Source organism: Streptomyces sp. NPDC034049, from assembly GCF_055575575.1.
Window position 1 is genome coordinate 39737 of record NZ_JBVISJ010000005.1, and the last position, 19339, is coordinate 59075.

The following is a 19339-nucleotide window of genomic DNA, read 5'->3' on the forward strand; positions in this document are numbered from 1 at the left end:
CATGTGCGCGCGTGCACAACCTCTCGGCCGGACACCCCAGGAGCACCCCATGGCCCTCAAGATCACCGTGATCGGCACCGGCTATCTCGGCGCGACCCACGCCGCGGCCATGGCCGAGCTGGGGTTCGAGGTGCTGGGGCTCGATGTCGTCGAGGAGAAGATCGACATGCTCCGGCGGGGCGAGGTCCCGATGTACGAGCCGGGGCTGGAGGAGCTGCTGCGCAAGCACGTCGCCGGGATCGAGGGGTCCAGCGGGCGGCTGCGCTTCACCACCGACTACGCCGAGGTCGCGGCCTTCGGCGACATCCACTTCGTCTGTGTGAACACCCCGCAGCGGCACGGCGAGTACGCCTGCGACATGTCCTACGTCGACGCGGCCTTCGCCTCGCTCGCCCCGCATCTGACGGGCCCCGCGCTGGTCGTCGGCAAGTCGACGGTGCCGGTGGGGTCCGCCGACCGGCTGGCCGCCTATCTCGCCGAGCACGCGCCCGCCGGGCAGGACGCCGAGCTGGCCTGGAACCCGGAGTTCCTGCGCGAGGGCTTCGCCGTGAACGACACGCTGCACCCGGACCGGATCGTGGTGGGTGTCCGCAGCGAGGGGGCCGAGAAGCTGCTGCGCGAGGTGTACGCGACGCCGGTCGAGGAGGGCTCCCCGTTCGTCGTCACCGACTTCCCGACCGCCGAGCTGGTGAAGACCTCCGCGAACTCCTTCCTCGCCACCAAGATCTCCTTCATCAACGCCATGGCCGAGATGTGCGAGGCCTCCGGGGGCGATGTCGCCAAGCTCGCCGAGGCCATCGGGCACGACGACCGGATCGGGAAGAAGTTCCTGCGGGCCGGCATCGGCTTCGGCGGCGGCTGTCTGCCGAAGGACATCCGGGCGTTCATGGCCCGCGCCGGTGAACTCGGCGCCGACCAGGCCCTGACGTTCCTGCGCGAGATCGACTCCATCAACATGCGCCAGCGCGGCCAGATGGTGGAGCTGGCCCGGCAGGCGCTGGGCGGCGGTTCCTTCCTGGGCAAGCGGGTCGCCGTGCTCGGCGCCACCTTCAAGCCCGACTCCGACGACGTGCGCGACTCCCCCGCCCTCAACGTGGCCGGGCAGATCCACCTCCAGGGCGGCCAGGTCACCGTCTACGACCCCAAGGGCATGGACAACGCGCGGCGGATCTTCCCGACGCTCGGGTACGCCGACACCGCGCTGGACGCCGTACGGGGCGCCGACATCGTGCTGCACCTGACGGAGTGGCAGGAGTTCCGGGCGCTGGACCCGGAGGCGCTGGGCGAGGTCGCGTCGACCCGGCTCGTGCTGGACGGCCGCAACGCGCTGGACCCGCAGCTGTGGCGCCGTGCGGGCTGGACGTACCGGGCGATGGGGCGGCCGACCGCGTAGGGCGCCTCGCGGCGTGCCCTGAGGGGCTCACCGCAGTGACAGGTGACGCCGTTCCGGCCGAGGCTCAGTCGGCCGGAACGGCGTCTTTAGCCATTGTCCACCGTTCCGGCGCCCGGCGGGGGCGAAGCGCTTACTTCGCTCGGTAGCGGCGCATCTTCGCACGGGCCCCGCACACCTGCATCGAGCACCAGCGGCGGCGTCCGGCCGGGCTGCGGTCGTAGTACGCCCAGTGGCAGTCACCGGCCTCGCAGGCCTTGAGGCGCTGCCAGGTGCCCGCCGTGAGGGCCTCGGCGACGGCGGCGGCGACGCGGGAGAGAAGCGGGGCCGGGTCGACGGCGGGGCGCAGCCTCGCCGAGCCGTCCTCGGCACGGACCGCGACGACGAGCGGCGCGGCGGCCAGCAGGGTGCCCAGCGGGGTCACCGCGCGGTGCGGGGGGTGACCGGCGTGGGCCAGCAGGGCCGCGCGGAGGGACTCCCGCAGATCGCGTACGGCCGTGAGGTCCTCGTCGGCCGCCAGGTACAGGCGGGCGCGGCTCTCCGGTGTCTCCAGGGTGTCGGCGCCCGTCTCCAGGTCCAGCGTGTTCACCAGGTCCTCGACGAGGGCCAGGGCGCCCGGCGCGGACGCTCTCTCGCTCATAGCGGTGAGGTTACTGCTTATGGGGGTGCATAGGGTAACCGTTACTGGTTACTCTGCCCTACAGGTAACGCTGTGTGGGTGAACAGAGAACGAGCAAGGAGAAGGCCATGGCCATCGCCAAGCTGGATGTCGTCGTCCTGGACTGTCCCGACCCGGCCGCGCTCGCCGGGTTCTACGCCGAGGTGCTCGGCGGGAAGGTCAGCGGGGAGGGGGAGTGGGTCGATCTGGAGGTGCCGGGCGGGGGTGCGCGGCTGGCGTTCCAGAGGGCGCCGGGGTACGTCGCGCCCGCGTGGCCCTCGGCGGAGCGGTCGCAGCAGTTCCATCTCGACCTGGACGTGGAGGACATGGACGCGGCGGAGAAGCAGGTGCTCGCGCTGGGGGCGACGGTGCTGGACGCGGCGGACCGGGAGCGGGGGTTCCGGGTGTACGCGGATCCCGCGGGGCATCCGTTCTGTCTCTGCCGGAGTTGAGTGCGCGATAGCGGGAGGGGGTGCGGGGAACCGAGCGGCCGCGGGTCGTTCGTGGCTGGTCGCGCAGTTCCCCGCGCCCCTGACGGGCAGTGGCCCCGTCAACCGTCCAGTTCCGCGATCCTCGCCGTCGAGGCCTCCCGGCGGTCGCGTGCCGCCCTGGCCGTGAAGTCGGCGGTGCGCAGGACGCGTTGGACGTTGCCCCAGGTGAGGAGGGCGAGGTCGGCCTCCGGCCAGCCCCGGTGCATGAGTTCGGCGACGAGGCGGGGGTAGCAGGAGGCGTCGGTGAGGTCCCGGGGATGGGCCTCGCCGGAGTCGTAGGCGCCGGAAAGGCCGACGCACTCGGGGCCGGCGATCGCGCGGACGTGGTCGAGGTGGTCGGCGACGTCGCGGATCGAGGGGCCGGTCTGCTCGGCGGTGAGCGGCACCATGCACAGGCCCCGCGCCTCGCCCAGCGCGGCGAGGAGGTCGTCGGGGAGGTTGGCGGGGTGGGACCGCAGCGCGGCGGCCGCGGAGCGGGTGCACACCACCGGCGCGCGGGAGACCGCGAGCGCCCGGCGGACGGTCTCCCCGGAGGCTCCGGAGAGGTCGGCGAGGACACCGATGCGGTTCATCTCGCGGACCACCTCCTCACCGAACCGGCTCAGCCCGGACTCGCCCGCCCAGGACGCGCCGGCCAGGGTGAGGGCCTTGAGGCCGAGGGCGTGCAGGGAGCGCAGGATGCCGAGGGAGTCGCCGATCGCCGGGGCTCCGGCGGGGCCCAGCAGGACGGCGACGCGACCGCAGTTGCGGGCGTCGGTGGTCTCACCGGCGCTGTGCGTCAGCCGCAGGCCCTCGGGGTGGGCGTCGACGACCGTCCGGACCAGGTCCAGCTGCTCCAGCGTGGCTCCCACGGCCCGCTCGCCCGCGAGGCCCTCCGGAAGGTGCAGCGACCAGAACAGTGCGCCGATGTGGCCCTTGCGCATGCGCGGCACGTCGGTGTCCACGCCGCCCCCGCCCAGCTCCAGGTCGTACCGGGGCAGCTGACGCAACACCCACGGCAGCCCGCTGTATCCGTCGGCGACGGGGTGCGCGACGAGGAAGGCGTCCGCCTCGGCCAGCTCCGAGGAGGGCGAGGCGGGCGAGGCCGCCGAGGAGGGCTCGGGGCCGGACACCACGACGGCTTCGCCTCCGGGTGCCTCGGGGACGTCCGCTCCGCCGCGGCGGACGTCGGCCGCTGTGCCGGGACGGATGTCGTCGGCCGCGCCGTCGCCGGGGTGGCCGCCGTCGCCGGGGGCTATCGGCTCCGCCGCCGGCGGGCGCCGGTCGCGTTTCCGCCCGGGCCCGGTGCGGGTGGTCGTGGGAGGCGTGTCGAGTTCGCCGGCCTCCCCCGCGGCTTGCAGTTCGTCCTGCAGATCTGCCATGGCGGACCTCCGTAGCCGTTGGGTGATCGCAGTACTCGTCACCGTGGCACGGAGGCAGCCCGCCTTCCTGGTGGGTGCGGCGTTCGGGTTGAACGGCCCTCGCGGGACCGCCGCTGGGCCACCCGGGTGAGGTCCGGGCGGCGCCCGGTGTCACCCGTCCAGCTGCTCCAGCGTCGCGTGGGACGCGCTCGTGCGGGCCTGGAGGTCCCGGGCCACGTCCTCCGCCGCGCCCAGCACCCGGACCGCGTTCCGCCAGGTCAGCTTGGCCAGGTCGGTCCGGGACCAGCCGCGGTCGAGCAGCTCGGCGATCAGGTTCGGGTAGCAGGAGACGTCGCCCAGACCGTCCGGGGTGAAGGCCGTGCCGTCGTAGTCGCCGCCGATGCCGAGGTGGTCGACGCCGGCGACCTCACGCATGTGGTCGAGATGGTCCGCGACCGTGGCCACCGTGGCGACCGGGCGGGGGTTGCGCTCCTCGAAGGCGCGGTGGACCGCCATCCCCTCGGGGGTGGTGTCGAGGTGGTGCAGACCGTGGGCCCGCATGTTCTCGTCGGCTGCCGCCGTCCAGTCGACGGCGGCCTGGAGCACGAACTTCGGCACGAACGTCACCATCGCCACTCCCCCGTTGGCCGGGAGCCGCTCCAGGACGTCGTCCGGGATGTTGCGGGGGTGGTCGCAGACGGCCCGCGACGAGGAGTGGGAGAAGATCACCGGGGCGACCGAGGTGTCCAGCGCGTCGCGCATCGTCGTCGCGGCGACGTGCGAGAGGTCGACGAGCATCCCCTCCCGGTTCATCTCCCGCACGACCGCCCGGCCGAAGGCGGTGAGGCCGCCGACCGCCGCCTCGTCCGTCGCGGAGTCCGCCCAGGCGATGTTGTCGTTGTGGGTGAGCGTCATGTAGCGGACGCCGAGCGCGTACAGCGTCCGCAGCGTGGCGAGGCTGTTGTCGATGGAGTGGCCGCCCTCGGCGCCCATCAGGGAGGCGATCCGGCCCTCGGCGCGGGCCGCCTCCATCTCGGCGGCGGTCAGCGCGGCCCGCAGCTCCGCCGGGTGACGGTCGATCAACCGCCGTACGCAGTCGATCTGTTCGAGGGTCGCGGTGACGGCGCCCGGCAGGGCCGCCGCGTGCGAGGGGACATACACCGACCAGAACTGCGCCCCCACCCCGCCCGCGCGCAGTCGCGCGAGGTCGGTGTGGAGGAAGGCGCTCTGGTCGTCTGCGATGTCGCGCGCGCCCAGGTCGTAGCGGACCTGCTCACGCAGTGCCCAGGGCAGGTCGTTGTGCCCGTCCGCGACCGGGAACTCCCGCAGCAGTTCCCGCGCCGCCTCCAGCGATGCCATGGCCATCTCCCCCGTGTCCCCCGTGTTCCCCGTCATGTCGGTCGTGCCTACTTCCCGAAGCCGAAGCCGCTGCCCGCTCCCTCGACCTTGGTGCGCAGGCGCTTGCCCTTCTCGGTCGCCTGGTCGTTCAGCTCCTGCTGGAACTCCCGCATACGGCCGAGGAGTTCCTCGTCGTGCGTGGCGAGGATGCGCGCGGCCAGCAGACCGGCGTTGCGGGCGCCGGCGACGGAGACCGTCGCGACGGGCACACCGGCCGGCATCTGCACGATCGACAGCAGGGAGTCCATGCCGTCGAGGTACTTCAGCGGCACCGGCACACCGATGACCGGCAGCGGCGTCACGGACGCGAGCATGCCGGGCAGATGGGCGGCACCGCCCGCACCCGCGATGATCACCTTGAGACCCCGTCCCGCGGCCTCCTCACCGTAGGAGACCATCTCGCGCGGCATCCGGTGCGCCGAGACGACGTCGACCTCGTACGCGATCTCGAACTCGTCGAGGGCCTGCGCGGCGGCCTCCATGACGGGCCAGTCGGAGTCCGACCCCATGACAATGCCTACGACAGGGCTCATTCGGTGATCGTGCCTCTCAGGTAACCGGCAGCGTGACGGGCGCGCTCCAGCACGTCGTCGAGGTCGTCGCCGTAGGTGTTGACGTGACCGACCTTACGGCCCGGCTTCACGTCCTTGCCGTACATGTGGATCTTGAGCTGCGGGTCGCGGGCCATGCAGTGCAGGTACGCGGAATACATGTCCGGGTAGTCGCCGCCGAGGACGTTGACCATGACGGTCCACTTCGCGCGGGGGCGCGGGTCGCCGAGCGGGAGGTCGAGGACGGCCCGGACGTGGTTGGCGAACTGCGAGGTGATCGCGCCTTCCTGGCTCCAGTGGCCGGAGTTGTGGGGGCGCATGGCCAGCTCGTTGACGAGGATGCGGCCGTCGCGGGTCTGGAACAGCTCGACGGCGAGGTGGCCGACGACGTCCAGTTCCTTGGCGATGCGCAGGGCCATCTCCTCGGCGCGCAGGGCGAGCGTCTCGTCCAGGTCGGGGGCTGGCGCGATGACGGTGTCGCAGACGCCGTTCACCTGCCGCGACTCCACCACCGGGTACGCGACGGCCTGCCCGTGCGGCGACCGTACGACGTTGGCCGCCAGCTCCCGTACGAAGTCGACCTTCTCCTCCGCGAGGACCGGGACGCCGGCGCGGAAGGGCTCGGCGGCGTCCTCGACGGACCGGACGAACCAGACGCCCTTGCCGTCGTAGCCGCCGCGGACCGTCTTGAGGATGACCGGAAACCCGTCGCCCTCGGCGCCCTCGGGGAGCCCCTCGGCGGCGAAGGCGGCCACGTCGTCGGGGTCCGCGACGATCCGGTGCCGTGGGCACGGTACGCCGATCTCGACGAGCTTGGCCCGCATCACACCCTTGTCCTGGGCGTGCTGGAGCGCGTCCGGGCCGGGGCGCACGGGGATGCCGTCCGCCTCCAGTGCCCGTAGATGCTCGGTGGGTACATGTTCGTGATCGAAGGTGATCACGTCGCAGCCCTGCGCGAACGCCCGCAGCGTGTCGAGGTCGCGGTAGTCGCCGATGACGACATCGCCGACGACCTGCGCCGCGGAATCCTGAGGGGTGTCACTGAGGAGCTTGAACCTGATGCCGAGCGGGATGCCCGCCTCGTGTGTCATACGAGCGAGCTGGCCACCGCCGACCATGCCGACTACCGGGAACGTCACACCCCCAGGGTATCGGCCACGGAATCGGCCACTCCCGGGTGCCCGATTTCCTCGCCCATTTCCCCACCGGGCCGCCCCCGGACCTCCCGTGCGTCCCGGCTGTGAGCTTCTGCACAGGCAGCGTCCAGGGGCGCTGGTTAGCATGGCGGGACCAGTGGAATTCGACCGAAGATCAACTCATTTCTGATCGTTCAGATCTTTTCGGACGGGGCAGCGCCCGGCTGACCACCGGCACGACACCGACCGGAACCGAGTGACGGGGGCAGCACACGATGGGACATACCAGCTCGGGGCCTGATACGAGGCCCCGCGGCGCCCTGCGCCGCCGACTCGACCTGCTCGTGCGCGAGCTCGCCAAGTTCGGCGCGGTGGGCGGTGCGGGGCTGTTGGTGAACCTCGGGGTGTTCAACCTCGTGCGGCACACCACCGAACTCCAGGTGGTCCGGGCCAGCGTCATCGCCACGGTCGTCGCCATCGCGTTCAACTACGTCGGCTTCCGCTACTTCACGTACCGGGACCGCGACAAGAGCGGCCGTACGAAGGAGCTGTCGCTGTTCCTGCTGTTCAGCGCGGTCGGCCTGGTCATCGAGAACGGCGTCCTCTACACCGCCACGTACGGCTTCGGCTGGGACAGCCCCCTGCAGTCCAACGTCTTCAAGTTCCTCGGTATCGGCGTCGCGACCCTCTTCCGGTTCTGGTCGTACCGCTCCTGGGTGTTCCGGGCCCTCCCGGCGCGCGAGACGGTGGCCCGAGCGGAATCGTTCCTGGAAGCGGAGTCGGCCCACCCGCGGACGGTCACGGGCAAACGCCGCTGAAGGGGCGCGGGCCGCTCCTTTCAGGGGCGCGGGGAACTGCGCGAGGAGCCCCACCGGCCCGCAGCCGCCGTCCTACGCTCCGGAAGGCCACGGCGCATCCGCGAACCTCCGCACCGACCGCCGAGAGCCACGCGGCCGCCGGGCTACCGAACCGGCCGGTCCTCGCCGGAAGGCGTCCGCACCGGCGTGCGCGACAGAAACAGCCCGAACACCGGCGGCTGTGCCTGGAGCATCTCCAGGCGCCCCCCGTCGGCCTCGGCAAGGTCCCGCGCCACCGCCAGCCCGATGCCCGTGGAGTTGCGTCCGCTGATCGCCCGCTCGAAGATCCGCGCCCCGAGGTCGGCGGGGACGCCGGGCCCCTCGTCGGTGACCTCGATCACCGCCTGGTTGCCGGTGACCCGGGTGCGCAGCGCCACCGTGCCGCCGCCGTGCATCAGCGAGTTCTCGATCAGCGCGGCCAGCACCTGCGCGACCGCGCCCGGTGTGCCCACGGCCTGGAGGTGGCGTTTGCCGGAGCTGACGACGGCCCGCCCGGCGCTGCGGTAGGCCGGCCGCCACTCCTCCAGCTGCTGCTTGATGACCTCGTCGAGCTCGAAGGAGACGGCGGAGCCGTTGCGGGGGTCGCGCGAGTTGGTCAGCAGCCGCTCGACGACGTCCGTGAGGCGCTCGACCTGGGTGAGCGCGATGTGCGCCTCCTCCTTCACCGTGTCGATGTCGCCGGTGAGGGTGATCTCCTCCAGCCGCATCGACAGCGCGGTCAGCGGTGTGCGCAGCTGATGGGACGCGTCCGCGGCGAGCCGCCGCTCGGCGGTCAGCATGCGGCCGATGCGCTCGGCGGAGGCGTCCAGCACGTCCGCGACCCGGTCCAGCTCGGGGACGCCGTACCGCTTGTGGCGGGGGCGCGGGTCGCCGGAGCCGAGCCGTTCGGCGGTCTCGGCGAGGTCGGTGAGGGGGGAGGCGAGGCGGTTGGCCTGGCGCACGGCGAGGAGGACGGCGGCGATGACGGCGAGCAGGGCCACGGCCGCGATGATCAGCAGCGTACGGCCGACCTCGCGGCTGACCGCCGAGCGGGACTCCTCGACCGTGACGACCTCGTCCTTCTCGCCCTTGGCCTGGTGGCTGATGACGTCGCCGACGGGCTTCTCGCCGATCTCGATCACGGACTGGCCGGGGATCTCGATACGGGCGTAGCGCTCGTCGCCGACCTGGTCCCGCAGGACCTCGGCGGTGATCCTCTCGTCGCCGATGATCCGGCTGTCCACGATGCTCGTCAGCTGGACGGCCTCGGACTCCACGCGTTCCTCGGCGCTGTTGCTGATCGTGCGGGTCTCGACGATGACCAGGGAGACGCCGAACACGGCGATGACCACGAGGACCACGGCGAGGGTGGACTGGATGAGACGGCGACGCACGGTTGCCCTCCGGGCGGGGCGGGTTTTCCTGGACCTCTGATTGTGCGGCACCCGGCACCCGCCGCCGGGCGGGGGTCGGTGCCGCCCGCCGGCGCCGGCGGGGGGCCGGCGTGCGACGGGGCGAAGCCCCGTGAGGGGCACGGGAAGCGGCGCGGCCGGCCACGAGGGACCCGCGGCCACCACACGTCCCGCACCCCCGAGCCGTGGGGCGCCCGGCTCGGCCCGGCAGGTCTCAGTTCTTCTCGAACCGGAAGCCGACCCCGCGCACCGTCGCGATGTACCGCGGGTTCGCCGCGTCGTCGCCGAGCTTCTTGCGCAGCCAGGAGATGTGCATGTCGAGGGTCTTCGTGGACGACCACCAGGTGGTGTCCCAGACCTCGCGCATCAGCTGGTCACGGGTGACGACCCGGCCGGCGTCGCGCACGAGCACCCGCAGCAGATCGAACTCCTTCGCCGTGAGTTGGAGCTCCTCGTCCCCCATCCACGCCCGGTGGGACTCGACGTCGATCCGCACGCCGTGGGTGGCGGGCGGCTGCGCCGGCTCGGAGGAGCCGCGCCGCAGCAGGGCCCGGACGCGGGCGAGCAGCTCGGCCAGCCGGAAGGGCTTGGTGACGTAGTCGTCGGCGCCCGCGTCGAGACCGACGACGGTGTCCACCTCGTCGGCGCGCGCGGTCAGGATGAGGATCGGCACGGTGTGCCCCTCGGCGCGCAGCCGACGGGCCACCTCCAGGCCGTCCATCCCGGGCAGCCCCAGGTCCAGGACGACCAGGTCGACGCCACCCTGCATTCCGGCGTCCAGCGCGGTGGGACCGTCCTCGCGGACCTCCACCTCGTACCCTTCCCGGCGCAGTGCGCGAGCCAACGGCTCCGAGATGGACGCGTCGTCCTCGGCGAGCAGTACACGGGTCATGGGCTGATGGTAGTCCGCCGAGAACCGCAGGTGGAGGGTGATCGGCAAGCGTGATTCACACCTTTGTCCCGTGGTTCTCTTACTCCCCATGGGCATGATCCACTGCGGTGGGCGTTTCGTCCGCCGCCGGTGAAGATCCGCGTCGCCGTGTGGAGATGACGGCCGGGTTCGGTGGGAATCGGCGCCGCCCCCGTGAACGAGGCGTCGCGACGCCGCGCCCTGTGGGGTCACATCCTGTACCTGCGCGCCACGAACCCCCGATTCACCTTGGAATATGCGATCACAGGGTCTTCTTACCTGTGATCCCTCTCTCAAGCCCTTCCGTTTCCTGCTTCCTCCTGGCGTATGGTGACGGAACGCCTGTAGCTGCACGTGGGGACCTTTGGCGACATATCCGCGCCGAGGGTCTCTTTTGTGTGCGGAACAACCTGTGGGCGCGCGCCCCCACGCGCGCCGTCCCGAACAGCAAGGAACGACCATGGCGTCCAGCCTGACGAAGGACTCGGCCGGCCGGGAAACCCCCGGCGCCGAGGGCACCTTCTTCGGCCACCCCCGCGGACTGGCCACTCTCTTCATGACCGAGATGTGGGAGCGATTCTCCTACTACGGCATGAAGGCTCTCCTCACCGTCTACCTGCTCTCCGGCGGTCCCGACGCCGGCAAGGGGAGCATGGGAGGCGGCCTGGCCATGGACCTGGCCACCACCACCACGATCGTCGCCGTCTACTCGGCGATGGTCTATCTGCTCGCCATGCCCGGCGGCTTGCTCGGCGACCGTGTCTGGGGCCCCCGCAGGACGGTGGCGATCGCGGCCGTCACGATCATGTCCGGACACCTGGTGCTCGCCCTGCCGGGCGGTCAGGCACCGTTCTTCGCCGGCCTGGCGCTGGTCGCGGCCGGCTCCGGTCTGCTGAAGGCCAACATCTCCACGATGGTGGGCCACTTGTACGACGGCCCCGAGGACCCGCGGCGCGACGGCGGCTTCACGATCTTCTACATGGGCATCAACGCGGGTGCCTTCTTCGCCCCGCTGGCCATCGGCACCGTCGGCCAGGAGGTCAACTGGCACCTCGGCTTCGGTCTGGCCGCGGTCGGCATGGCCATCGGTCTCGCCGTCTTCCTCGCCGGCAGCCGGACCCTGAGCCCGACGAGCGACATCGTCCCGAAGCCGCTGGCGGCCGAGGAGCGCGCCGCCTGGCTGCGCAAGGGCCTGCTCTGGCTGGCCGTCGCGGCCGTGTTCTACGGCGCCGTGGGCCTCAGCGGCCACTTCACCCTGAACTGGGCGATGATTCCCCTGACCGTCATTGGTCTGGTCGTCCCGGCCGGCGTGCTGCTGCGCATAAAGCGCGACAAGGAGCTGACCACCGCCGAGCAGTCGAAGATGACCGGCTACATCTGGTTCTTCGTCGCCGCCGCCGTGTTCTGGATGATCTACGACCAGGGCGCGTCCACGGTCCAGGCGTTCGGCTCGAACGACGAGAAGGTGGCCGGCTCGCTGCTCGGCTTCGCCTTCCCGACGTCCTGGTACCAGTCGCTGAACCCGCTGTTCATCATGGCGCTGGCGCCGGTCTTCGCCTGGCTCTGGCTGTGGCTCAACCGCCAGGGCAGGGAGCCCAGTACGGCCGTGAAGTTCGCGATGGCCCTGGTGCTCATCGGTGTCTCGTTCTTCTTCTTCCTGATCCCGCTGGGCATGGCGGCGGACGGCACCCTGGCCAGCCCGATGTGGCTGGTGGGCATCTACTTCATCCAGACCGTCGGCGAGCTGTGCCTCTCCCCCGTCGGCCTGTCGGTGACGACGAAGATGGCCCCGGCCAAGTACGCCAGCCAGATGATGGGTGTGTGGTTCCTCGCGGTCACCGCGGGCGACTCGATCACCGGCCTGCTCTCCAACCCGGCCGTCGGCGGCTTCGACCTCAGCGGCACCGCCATGGTCGCCGTCGAGGCCACCCTCGCCGTCCTCGCCGGCTTCGCGATCTACATGTACCGCAAGAAGGTCAGGGCCCTCACGGGCGACGTCAACTGAGGGACGACGCCCGCCGAACCGTGGGAAGGGCCGCCGCACTCCGGGTGCGGTGGCCCTTTCGCGCGCTTCACGTGCCCGTACGGTGCGACCGCGCCCCTCCGGCGGATGTGCCCGCCTCCGCGTCCGTGTCCGAGTCCGAGTCCGGCGTGAACCACGGCAGGGTCGAGGGTGGGCGCGGCGGGGTGCGGGGCTGGGCGTGGGCCGCGGTCGACGGAGGTGGCCGGGGGAGCCAGGCGGGGAGGGACACGACGCGTCGCCTCCGGGGTTTCCGCTCGGGAGCCTCGCGCCCTGGCCGGACGCGGTCCACCACCACCATGCCGATCCGGAACAGCGCGGCGGGCACGACGAGGCAGAGCATCAGCCAGAAGAGGGTGACGCCCCAGGGACGGCCCACGCTCCACGGCTGCTCGGCGAGGACCTTGCCGCCGTACGTGAGCGAGACGGTGTAGTCGCCGTGGGCCCCCGCCGCGAGCTCGACGGGCAGGGTGATGCGGGCCTCGCCGCCCGGCGGCACCGTGCCGCGCCACCGCTGCTCCTCCCAGCGTGGCGCGAACACCCCGTGGGAGGTGCCGACCTGGAAGACCGGGTCCTTCACCGGGGAGGTACCGACGTTGCCCACGGTGAGGACCAGTTCACGGGCGGGCGGCGCCCCGAACCAGGTCAACAGCCCGCTGGAGCCCGTCAGTCGGCTGTCCGTCAGGAGCGACAGGCGTCCGCCGGTCACCTCCCGCGGCAGCGGCTCGACGGAGTGCCCGGCGACCCGGAACGCCGCATCGGCCTCGGCCTCCGGGCCGGTGATGGTGGAGACGTGCACGACGCACGGGCACGGCACCGGGGGCTCCGCCACCGGCAGCTCCCGGCGGAACGCGCCCTTGTCGTCGACGGTCACGGCCCGTCCGTCGGCGTTGGCACAGGAGTCGGTGCCCCCGGGCACACCGCCCGACGGAGTCGACCGGCCGCAGATCAGCACCATCAGGATGGCCTTCGGCCGCCAGCCGCTCCCGGTCACGGTGACCGAACCACCGGTCCCCGCCTCCGACTTCGACAGCTGCACGATCGGCGTGGCCGCGTTCGCGAGGGGTGCCGGGAGCACCAGGGCAAGGGTGAGCACCACCAGGGTGAGCACCCTGGTGGTGTACGACGCCGGGGTCCGCCCACTGATCACGTCCGGCTCCCGTCAGCGACGTACCGCCTGGTTCCTGCGCGTCACCCACAGCACCCCCGCCGTGCCCGCGAGCAGCACCGTGCCGCCGAGCGTGCCGAGTGCGACCGCCGAGTCCAGGGGGCCGGTCTGCGGCAGCTCGCCACCCGAACCGCCCGAGCCACCCGTACCGCCCGTACCGCCCGACGTGTTCGACCCGCCCGAGCCACCGGTGTCGGACCCGCCGCCCGAGTCGCCTCCGGCGGTGACGTCGAGGGTCAGCGACGGCCCGGGATCGTTGCCCGGGGTGCAGGTGGTCACCGTGCCGAGGGCCTTGATGGTCAGGACCCCCGCGGTGAACTCGACCTTGCCGGTCTTCTTCGGGGTGTACGTGCCGCTCAAATCGTTGATCTTGATCGGTGTGTTGGCCGGGATCGCCTCCTCGTTGGCCGGCCCCGTCACCGTGAGCGTGCCGCTGTCGGCCCCGCCCAGTTCGATCGTGGCGCTGGGCGTCATCGCGCCCTTGCCCAGCTCGACCGGGCTGGACGAGACACCCTTCTGCCACGACATCGTGATCTTGTAGCCGTCGCCGCTCTCGACACCCTTGATGTCGATCGGCGACACCGCGGACTTGTCCCCGATCGGCGTCTTGCAGTTGTACTCGACGTCCACGACCTCGGCACGGGCCACCGGGGCGGCCATCAGCACCGCCGAGCCGGCCAGGGCCGCGAGGGACGCGAGCGCGGCGGTTCGTTTCTGGTACGTCCGGTACGACACCTCGGCACCCCACATTCTGACGGAACATCAGATCGGCGGCTCAAGGTACGCCGGGGCCCTTGGAGAAGGAAGACACGCGCAAGTGTCGGATGTGTGTCGACGAGCCGGGCGACGCCACGGCGAGGACGGGTGAGGCCACGGCGGCACAGAGGAAGCCACCACGAACGTGGGCGACGCCACCATGAGCGCGGCTGAAGTCACGGCGGGCGCGGCCGAGCCATCGCGCGACGGCGCGGTGGACGGTGCGACGGCGGTGGACGGTTCGGCCCGCCGGTTCGCGCCCGCGCGCCCGGCGCGGGGCCGCTACGCGGGCGCCCCCAGCTCGGCCCACACCGTCTTTCCGGACGCCCCGGGATCCCGTACGACGCCCCAGTCCAGGCAGAGCCGCTGGACGATGAACATCCCGTGCCCGCCCGGCCGTCCGGCTCGGTGCGGCGTGCGCGGCGCCGGGCTGCCCGTGCCCCGGTCGGCCACCTCGATGCGCAGCACCTTGTTGTCGCAGCCGATGCGCAGCTCGGCCGGGCCCCCGGCGTGCAGGCAGGCGTTGGTGACCAGCTCGGAGACCACCAGCAGCACGTCCTCTGCCGCGGCCCGCTGGTCCGCGGTCGCGGCCGGCAGCCACCCCCACGCGTACAACGCCTGGCGGGTGAAGTCGCGGGCGAGCGGCACCACCCCGCTCTCTCCGTCGAAGCCGAGTCGACGGGGGAGACGGCTCGCGGCGGGAGCCTCGGGCGGGTCTCCGCCCGGCACCCCGGAAGCGCCGCCGGCACCCGGTTCCGGGCCGCGGTCGCCCGGCGAGAAAGGCCGGGTGGTGCTCATCAGCGCTTCACCTCACCGATTCACCAGTTCACGATTCAGGACTTGTCAAGAGTGCGGGACGAGGGCCCGCGGTGCATGCCGTTCTCTGCTGTCATCCGTTGCGCCATCCGTAATTTCCGTCACGCCTCGCCGTACTGCCGGGCCGCCGGGCCGGGACCCGGCCGTATCCGGGTCACCACCTACGCGTTCAGGATGTCTCCTGCCCGAGCGAACCGTCAGAACACCCATGTTTTCGGCACAGAACCTGTGACGCGAATAACCCGACGGGCGGGGTGCCACACCTGGGGTGGGCCAGGACATGCGAACGGCCGACGCCACCGACCCACCTCCACCGACCCACCTCCGTCGACCCGCCGTCGTCGGCCGGGCCGGGCGACGGGGCTCGTGACGGAGGTCACGGGCGGGCCGGCCGCGGCTAGGGGGTGTCTCGAAAGTCCTGTGCGGTGCCCGCGGCCTCCGGTGCGTGCTCTCGGCGTGCCGGACGAAAGCCCTCGTACTGGACGTACTTGGACTTTTGGCCGGTGCGGCGAGAGGGCGTGCCGGGCGCCGTGGGTGCTGTGCGGGACTTTCGAAACACCCCCTAGTCGCCCAAGGCGGCCTCAAGGGTGTCGTGGACGGTGAACACCGCGTCCGCCCCGGTGATCTCGAAGACGCGCGCCACCGCCGGAAGCATTCCCGCCAGATGGACGCCGCCGCCCGCCGACTCCGCCCTGAGTCGCACGCCCAGCAGGACGTTGAGCCCGGTGGAGTCGCAGAACTCCAGGCGTGTGCAGTCCACCACCAGACGGGCGAACCCCTTGTCCAGGCAGCTCTCGAGTGGCTCACGCAACAGATCGGCGGTGTGGTGATCGAGCTCACCCGCCGGGGTCACGACGGCACTGAGGCCCTCTTCCCGTACCTCGACCCGTAGTCGGCCCGACTGTGCGCTGCCGACCGTCCCACGGTCCATGCCGTCTCTCTCCCGACCGTCGTGACTGCTGACTCGCCCTCGAACACTACGCCTTCTCCACACTCCCCGACACCCGAACAATCGCCCGCAAAGGGACATTTCGCCACAGGAGGCACTTGCGACGACCTCGGGAAACCGGGTAGGGCTAGTACTGACACCAATCGACACGGCCGGCTTTGGAGGCGCCGCACACCGCAGTGCACGTATTGGCATCGGCGGCCATATGCCGAGAACGATGGAGGACATCATGTCACCCCGGCTCGACGAATCGCATACCCAGAGGGCGACGTCGGCATCCGCCCCGGAAGAGACGCAGGACGACCTCGCCCACAATCCGGGCGCCGCACTCGCCGACCTCCCGGAGATCCCCCCGTACGACGAGGTGGGACCGGTGGACGCGCGAGCCCTGTCCAAAACCCTCTTCGAGCGGCTCGAATCCCTTGAGGAAGGCACGTACGAATACTCGTACGTCCGCAACACCCTGGTCGAACTCAACCTGGCTCTGGTGAAGTTCGCCGCCTCCCGGTTCCGCTCGCGCAGCGAACCCATGGAGGACATCATCCAGGTCGGCACCATCGGCCTCATCAAGGCGATCGACCGCTTCGAACTGAGCAGGGGCGTCGAGTTCCCCACGTTCGCGATGCCGACGATCGTCGGCGAGATCAAGCGTTTCTTCCGCGACACGAGCTGGTCCGTGCGGGTGCCGCGCAGACTCCAGGAGCTCCGTCTCGACCTGGCCAAGGCCGGTGACGAGCTCGCTCAGAAGCTCGATCGCGCTCCGACGGTGGGAGAGCTGGCGGAGCGCCTCGGGCTGACGAACGACGAGGTCGTCGAAGGCATGGCGGCGTCGAACGCGTACACCGCCTCGTCGCTGGACGCCCAGCCCGAGGAGGACGACTCCGAGGGTGCCCTGGCGGACCGGATCGGCTACGAGGACCACGGGCTCGAAGGCATCGAGTACGTCGAGTCCCTGAAGCCGCTGATCGCCGAACTGCCGCCGCGCGACCGGAAGATCCTGTCGCTGCGGTTCGTGGCCGGCATGACGCAGTCCGAGATCGGGGACGAACTGGGCATCTCCCAGATGCATGTCTCCCGCCTGCTGTCCCGCACGCTGGTGCGCCTGCGCAAGGGCCTGACCCTGGAGGAGTGAGCGCGCGCCGGCGCCGACGACGGTCCTGGTGACGGAGTCGGTGACGGACGTGCGAAGAATTCGAGTCGGCCGGGTGCGATGGGAGTTGCGACACTCCCGACGTATCCGGCCGAACTGCGCCCGGCCCGCCCCTGTCTCACTCCCCCTCGCCCCCTTACCGCAAGAAACCCCTTCCCCCCGGTTCACCTTCCGCCACTATGGTCACGCGCCAGACTGTTCGGTATGCCAGAAGCCGACGGGCGGACACGGGGGTGCGAGGAGGCACGAGGATGGCTCGGGCTCGGGACGAGCGCCCCGGCGGCGACGACGGCCATGCGGACCACCACCGGGACACAGGTGCGCCGGGCGCACGCCCCGACGACGGGTCCGAACACCGGCACGCGAACGCGTCGGACTCCCGACTCACCGCGCTGTTACGGTCCGACTCGCCGACCGCGTACGCGGCCCTGCGCGAACTGCGCGAGCGCCACCACCCGTCGGTCCTCGCCTACGCCCGGCTGTGCGCCGCGAGCGAGTCCGCGGCGCGGGAGCTGGCGACGCAGGCGTTCACCGTCGCCACCAAGGAGACGGCGCGAGGGGTCGAGGCGACCGTCCCCTGGCGCCATCGGCTGCTCCTGCTGACCGCGCGGGTCGCCGCCGGCTGGGCCACGGACGGCGGCGCGACCGGACTCGCCCCCGCCCTGCGGGTCGTGCTGGACACGGCGGGCCCCGGCGGCCGCGTCCCGCCCCTGCTGGCGGCGTTCGAACTGCTGCCGCCCCGGCCGCAGGGGCTCATCTGGTACGGCATCGTGGAGGAGGAGCCCGACGACCGTACGGCCGTGCTCCTCGGCCTCACGCCCGACGACGTGACCTACAAACGGGAGTCCGCGCTCGACGCCCTGCGCCAGGCCTGTCTGCGTGTGCGCCTGGCCGCCTCGGACGACCCGCGCTGCCAGGACTTCCGTCGGCTGATCGAGGAGTCCGTACGGCCGGACACGCCTCGCCACAGCACCGATCTACAGGCCCACATGGGGCACTGCCCGCACTGCACCGGCGCGTACGAGGAGTTGCGCGCCCTGCGCGACAGCCCGCGCGCGACCCTCGCGGAGGGGCTCCTTCCGTGGGGCGGCACGGCGTACACGCGGAGCGCGACGGGCACACGGGCCGAGGGCGCCGGATCCGAAGCCGCGTTCGGGGCCGCGTTCGGGGCCGGGACTGGAGGCGGCGGCGAGGGTGCGGGGAGCGGCTCCGACGCCGGGGGTTCGGAGCGTGCGGCGAGCGGCGCGCAGAGCACCGCGGGTTCGTCAGGCGGGGCGGAGGCGTGGGCCGCGCCTGGCCCCGGCGTGGGCGCGCGCATCGGCGCGGGAGCCGGGGCGGAGGCGTGGCCGGGGGCCGGCGCCGATGACCGGGCCCGTGCGCCGGCCGGAGCGGAGCCATGGGCGGGTCCCGGCTTCGGTGACCGGGGTGGCGAGGGGCCAGGGCACGGGATCGCGACGGGGGTCGGTGCCGGGGCGGGAGGACCGGCCGAGGCCGGGGTCCGGTCGGTGGGCCGGACCCGGTCGTCGCGCAGGGCCGGGGCCCCGGCCGACGGGGAGGGCGAGGCCGCGGTGTCGGGGGCCAAGTGGTCGTCGTCCCGTCGGCTCGCACTGACCTCGGTGGCTCTTGGCGTGGCGCTGGCTCCGCTGTTGGCGTTCCTGGTGTTCTCGGGCTCGGTCGGCTCGTCGTCCGACGACGAGGCGGGCTCCGGCGGTACGCCCGCCGCCCCTCCCTCGGGCGCGGCGACCCCGACCGTCCCGCCGAGCCCGACGCCGTCCCCCTCGGAGACCGCGAGCCCCTCGAAGCCGCCGCGGAAGGAGGAGCCGACGAAGAGCCCGAGTCCGTCGACGCCGGGTCCGCCGAAGCCGTCACTGCCGTACGGCCCTCCGCTGAACGGGTCCTACACCCAGGTGGTGAACGTGGCGTCGGGCCTGTGCCTGGACATCCGGGGCGAGTTGGAGAAGGGCACCGACGTCGTCACGGCCACCTGCTCCTCGCGCGCCACCCAGCGCTGGCGCGTCGACTCCCACGGGGACGCCCTCCAGTCGTTCGCCGATCCCGACCTGTGTCTGGACAGCCGGGGGGCGACCGACGACGGCGTGGGCATCTGGGACTGCGACTCGCTCGACGGGGACAACGGCGACAACCTGCGCTTCGACGTCGATTCCCGGGGGATGATCCGCCCGGCGGTCGCGCCGGGGTACGCCGTGACCCCGGACGCGCTCGGCTCCGTCTCCTTCGCCGAGGCGTCCGGACGCGACGGACAGCGATGGCGCGCGGGCGCGGGGCCGGTCCACGACTGACGCCGTCAGGCGCCCGGCGCCGACACTTGTCCGGCACCGGTCCGCGCCCGGCGGCGGG

General features: G+C 72.0%; 17 protein-coding genes. 6 read left to right on the forward strand and 11 right to left on the reverse strand.

Features of this window, described 5'->3' with window-relative positions; genetic code table 11:
- The first annotated feature begins 49 nt into the window (after nucleotides 1–49).
- On the forward strand, nucleotides 50–1393 hold the full coding sequence (locus ACZ52C_RS16455; RefSeq protein ID WP_469075376.1) for a UDP-glucose dehydrogenase family protein: 1344 nt from the start codon (nucleotides 50–52) through the stop codon (nucleotides 1391–1393).
- Between the two features lie 130 nt (nucleotides 1394–1523).
- On the opposite strand, the gene ACZ52C_RS16460 is transcribed toward ACZ52C_RS16455, so the two are convergent.
- Entirely contained in the window at nucleotides 1524–2030 is a 507-nt protein-coding gene (locus tag ACZ52C_RS16460; protein ID WP_469075377.1) for a CGNR zinc finger domain-containing protein, read from the reverse strand.
- 107 nt (nucleotides 2031–2137) lie between these two features.
- On the opposite strand from ACZ52C_RS16460, the gene ACZ52C_RS16465 reads away from it, so the two are divergent.
- Nucleotides 2138–2500 carry a VOC family protein gene (locus ACZ52C_RS16465; RefSeq protein ID WP_365675843.1) on the forward strand — a complete coding sequence of 121 codons (363 nt, stop codon included), beginning with the start codon at nucleotides 2138–2140 and terminating at the stop codon, nucleotides 2498–2500.
- A 98-nt stretch (nucleotides 2501–2598) separates the two neighbouring features.
- Here the strand turns inward: ACZ52C_RS16465 and ACZ52C_RS16470 are convergent, their stop codons facing one another.
- The 4 genes from ACZ52C_RS16470 to ACZ52C_RS16485 form a co-directional block, all read right to left on the reverse strand.
- Complete coding sequence (locus tag ACZ52C_RS16470; RefSeq protein WP_469075378.1) at nucleotides 2599–3900, reverse strand: dipeptidase; 1302 nt, start codon at nucleotides 3898–3900, stop codon at nucleotides 2599–2601.
- Nucleotides 3901–4050: 150 nt separating this feature from the next.
- Complete coding sequence (locus ACZ52C_RS16475; protein ID WP_469075379.1) at nucleotides 4051–5238, reverse strand: dipeptidase; 1188 nt, start codon at nucleotides 5236–5238, stop codon at nucleotides 4051–4053.
- 47 nt (nucleotides 5239–5285) lie between these two features.
- Complete coding sequence (gene purE, locus ACZ52C_RS16480) at nucleotides 5286–5810, reverse strand: 5-(carboxyamino)imidazole ribonucleotide mutase (protein WP_078853337.1); 525 nt, start codon at nucleotides 5808–5810, stop codon at nucleotides 5286–5288.
- Nucleotides 5807–6967: a 5-(carboxyamino)imidazole ribonucleotide synthase gene (locus ACZ52C_RS16485; protein WP_469075380.1), complete on the reverse strand. Its 1161-nt coding sequence runs from the start codon at nucleotides 6965–6967 to the stop codon at nucleotides 5807–5809. Before ACZ52C_RS16485 ends, purE begins: the two co-directional genes overlap by 4 nt.
- Nucleotides 6968–7239: 272 nt before the next feature.
- On the opposite strand from ACZ52C_RS16485, the gene ACZ52C_RS16490 reads away from it, so the two are divergent.
- Nucleotides 7240–7782 (forward strand): GtrA family protein, encoded by a 543-nt coding sequence (locus tag ACZ52C_RS16490; RefSeq protein ID WP_469075381.1) that lies wholly within the window; start codon nucleotides 7240–7242, stop codon nucleotides 7780–7782.
- A 143-nt stretch (nucleotides 7783–7925) separates the two neighbouring features.
- Here the strand turns inward: ACZ52C_RS16490 and ACZ52C_RS16495 are convergent, their stop codons facing one another.
- Both ACZ52C_RS16495 and ACZ52C_RS16500 read right to left on the reverse strand, forming a co-directional pair.
- A complete protein-coding gene (locus ACZ52C_RS16495) occupies nucleotides 7926–9194 on the reverse strand; it encodes an ATP-binding protein (protein ID WP_469075382.1) in 1269 nt (422 codons plus the stop codon).
- Between the two features lie 232 nt (nucleotides 9195–9426).
- Entirely contained in the window at nucleotides 9427–10104 is a 678-nt protein-coding gene (locus ACZ52C_RS16500) for a response regulator transcription factor (protein ID WP_045556447.1), read from the reverse strand.
- A gap of 478 nt (nucleotides 10105–10582) precedes the next feature.
- On the opposite strand from ACZ52C_RS16500, the gene ACZ52C_RS16505 reads away from it, so the two are divergent.
- Nucleotides 10583–12127 carry a peptide MFS transporter gene (locus tag ACZ52C_RS16505; protein WP_469075383.1) on the forward strand — a complete coding sequence of 515 codons (1545 nt, stop codon included), beginning with the start codon at nucleotides 10583–10585 and terminating at the stop codon, nucleotides 12125–12127.
- Between the two features lie 67 nt (nucleotides 12128–12194).
- Here the strand turns inward: ACZ52C_RS16505 and ACZ52C_RS16510 are convergent, their stop codons facing one another.
- The 4 genes from ACZ52C_RS16510 to ACZ52C_RS16525 form a co-directional block, all read right to left on the reverse strand.
- Complete coding sequence (locus ACZ52C_RS16510) at nucleotides 12195–13292, reverse strand: hypothetical protein (RefSeq protein ID WP_469075384.1); 1098 nt, start codon at nucleotides 13290–13292, stop codon at nucleotides 12195–12197.
- 12 nt (nucleotides 13293–13304) lie between these two features.
- Complete coding sequence (locus ACZ52C_RS16515) at nucleotides 13305–14060, reverse strand: LPXTG cell wall anchor domain-containing protein (RefSeq protein WP_469075385.1); 756 nt, start codon at nucleotides 14058–14060, stop codon at nucleotides 13305–13307.
- A gap of 288 nt (nucleotides 14061–14348) precedes the next feature.
- On the reverse strand, nucleotides 14349–14864 hold the full coding sequence (locus ACZ52C_RS16520; RefSeq protein ID WP_469075386.1) for an ATP-binding protein: 516 nt from the start codon (nucleotides 14862–14864) through the stop codon (nucleotides 14349–14351).
- Nucleotides 14865–15444: 580 nt separating this feature from the next.
- Nucleotides 15445–15813, reverse strand: coding sequence for an STAS domain-containing protein (locus tag ACZ52C_RS16525; protein ID WP_469075387.1), 369 nt, complete (start codon nucleotides 15811–15813; stop codon nucleotides 15445–15447).
- A 247-nt stretch (nucleotides 15814–16060) separates the two neighbouring features.
- Between ACZ52C_RS16525 and ACZ52C_RS16530 the strand changes: the two genes are divergently transcribed.
- Both ACZ52C_RS16530 and ACZ52C_RS16535 read left to right on the forward strand, forming a co-directional pair.
- A complete protein-coding gene (locus tag ACZ52C_RS16530; protein ID WP_469075388.1) occupies nucleotides 16061–16963 on the forward strand; it encodes an RNA polymerase sigma factor SigF in 903 nt (300 codons plus the stop codon).
- A 269-nt stretch (nucleotides 16964–17232) separates the two neighbouring features.
- Nucleotides 17233–19281: a ricin-type beta-trefoil lectin domain protein gene (locus tag ACZ52C_RS16535; RefSeq protein ID WP_469075389.1), complete on the forward strand. Its 2049-nt coding sequence runs from the start codon at nucleotides 17233–17235 to the stop codon at nucleotides 19279–19281.
- Nucleotides 19282–19339: the final 58 nt, after the last annotated feature.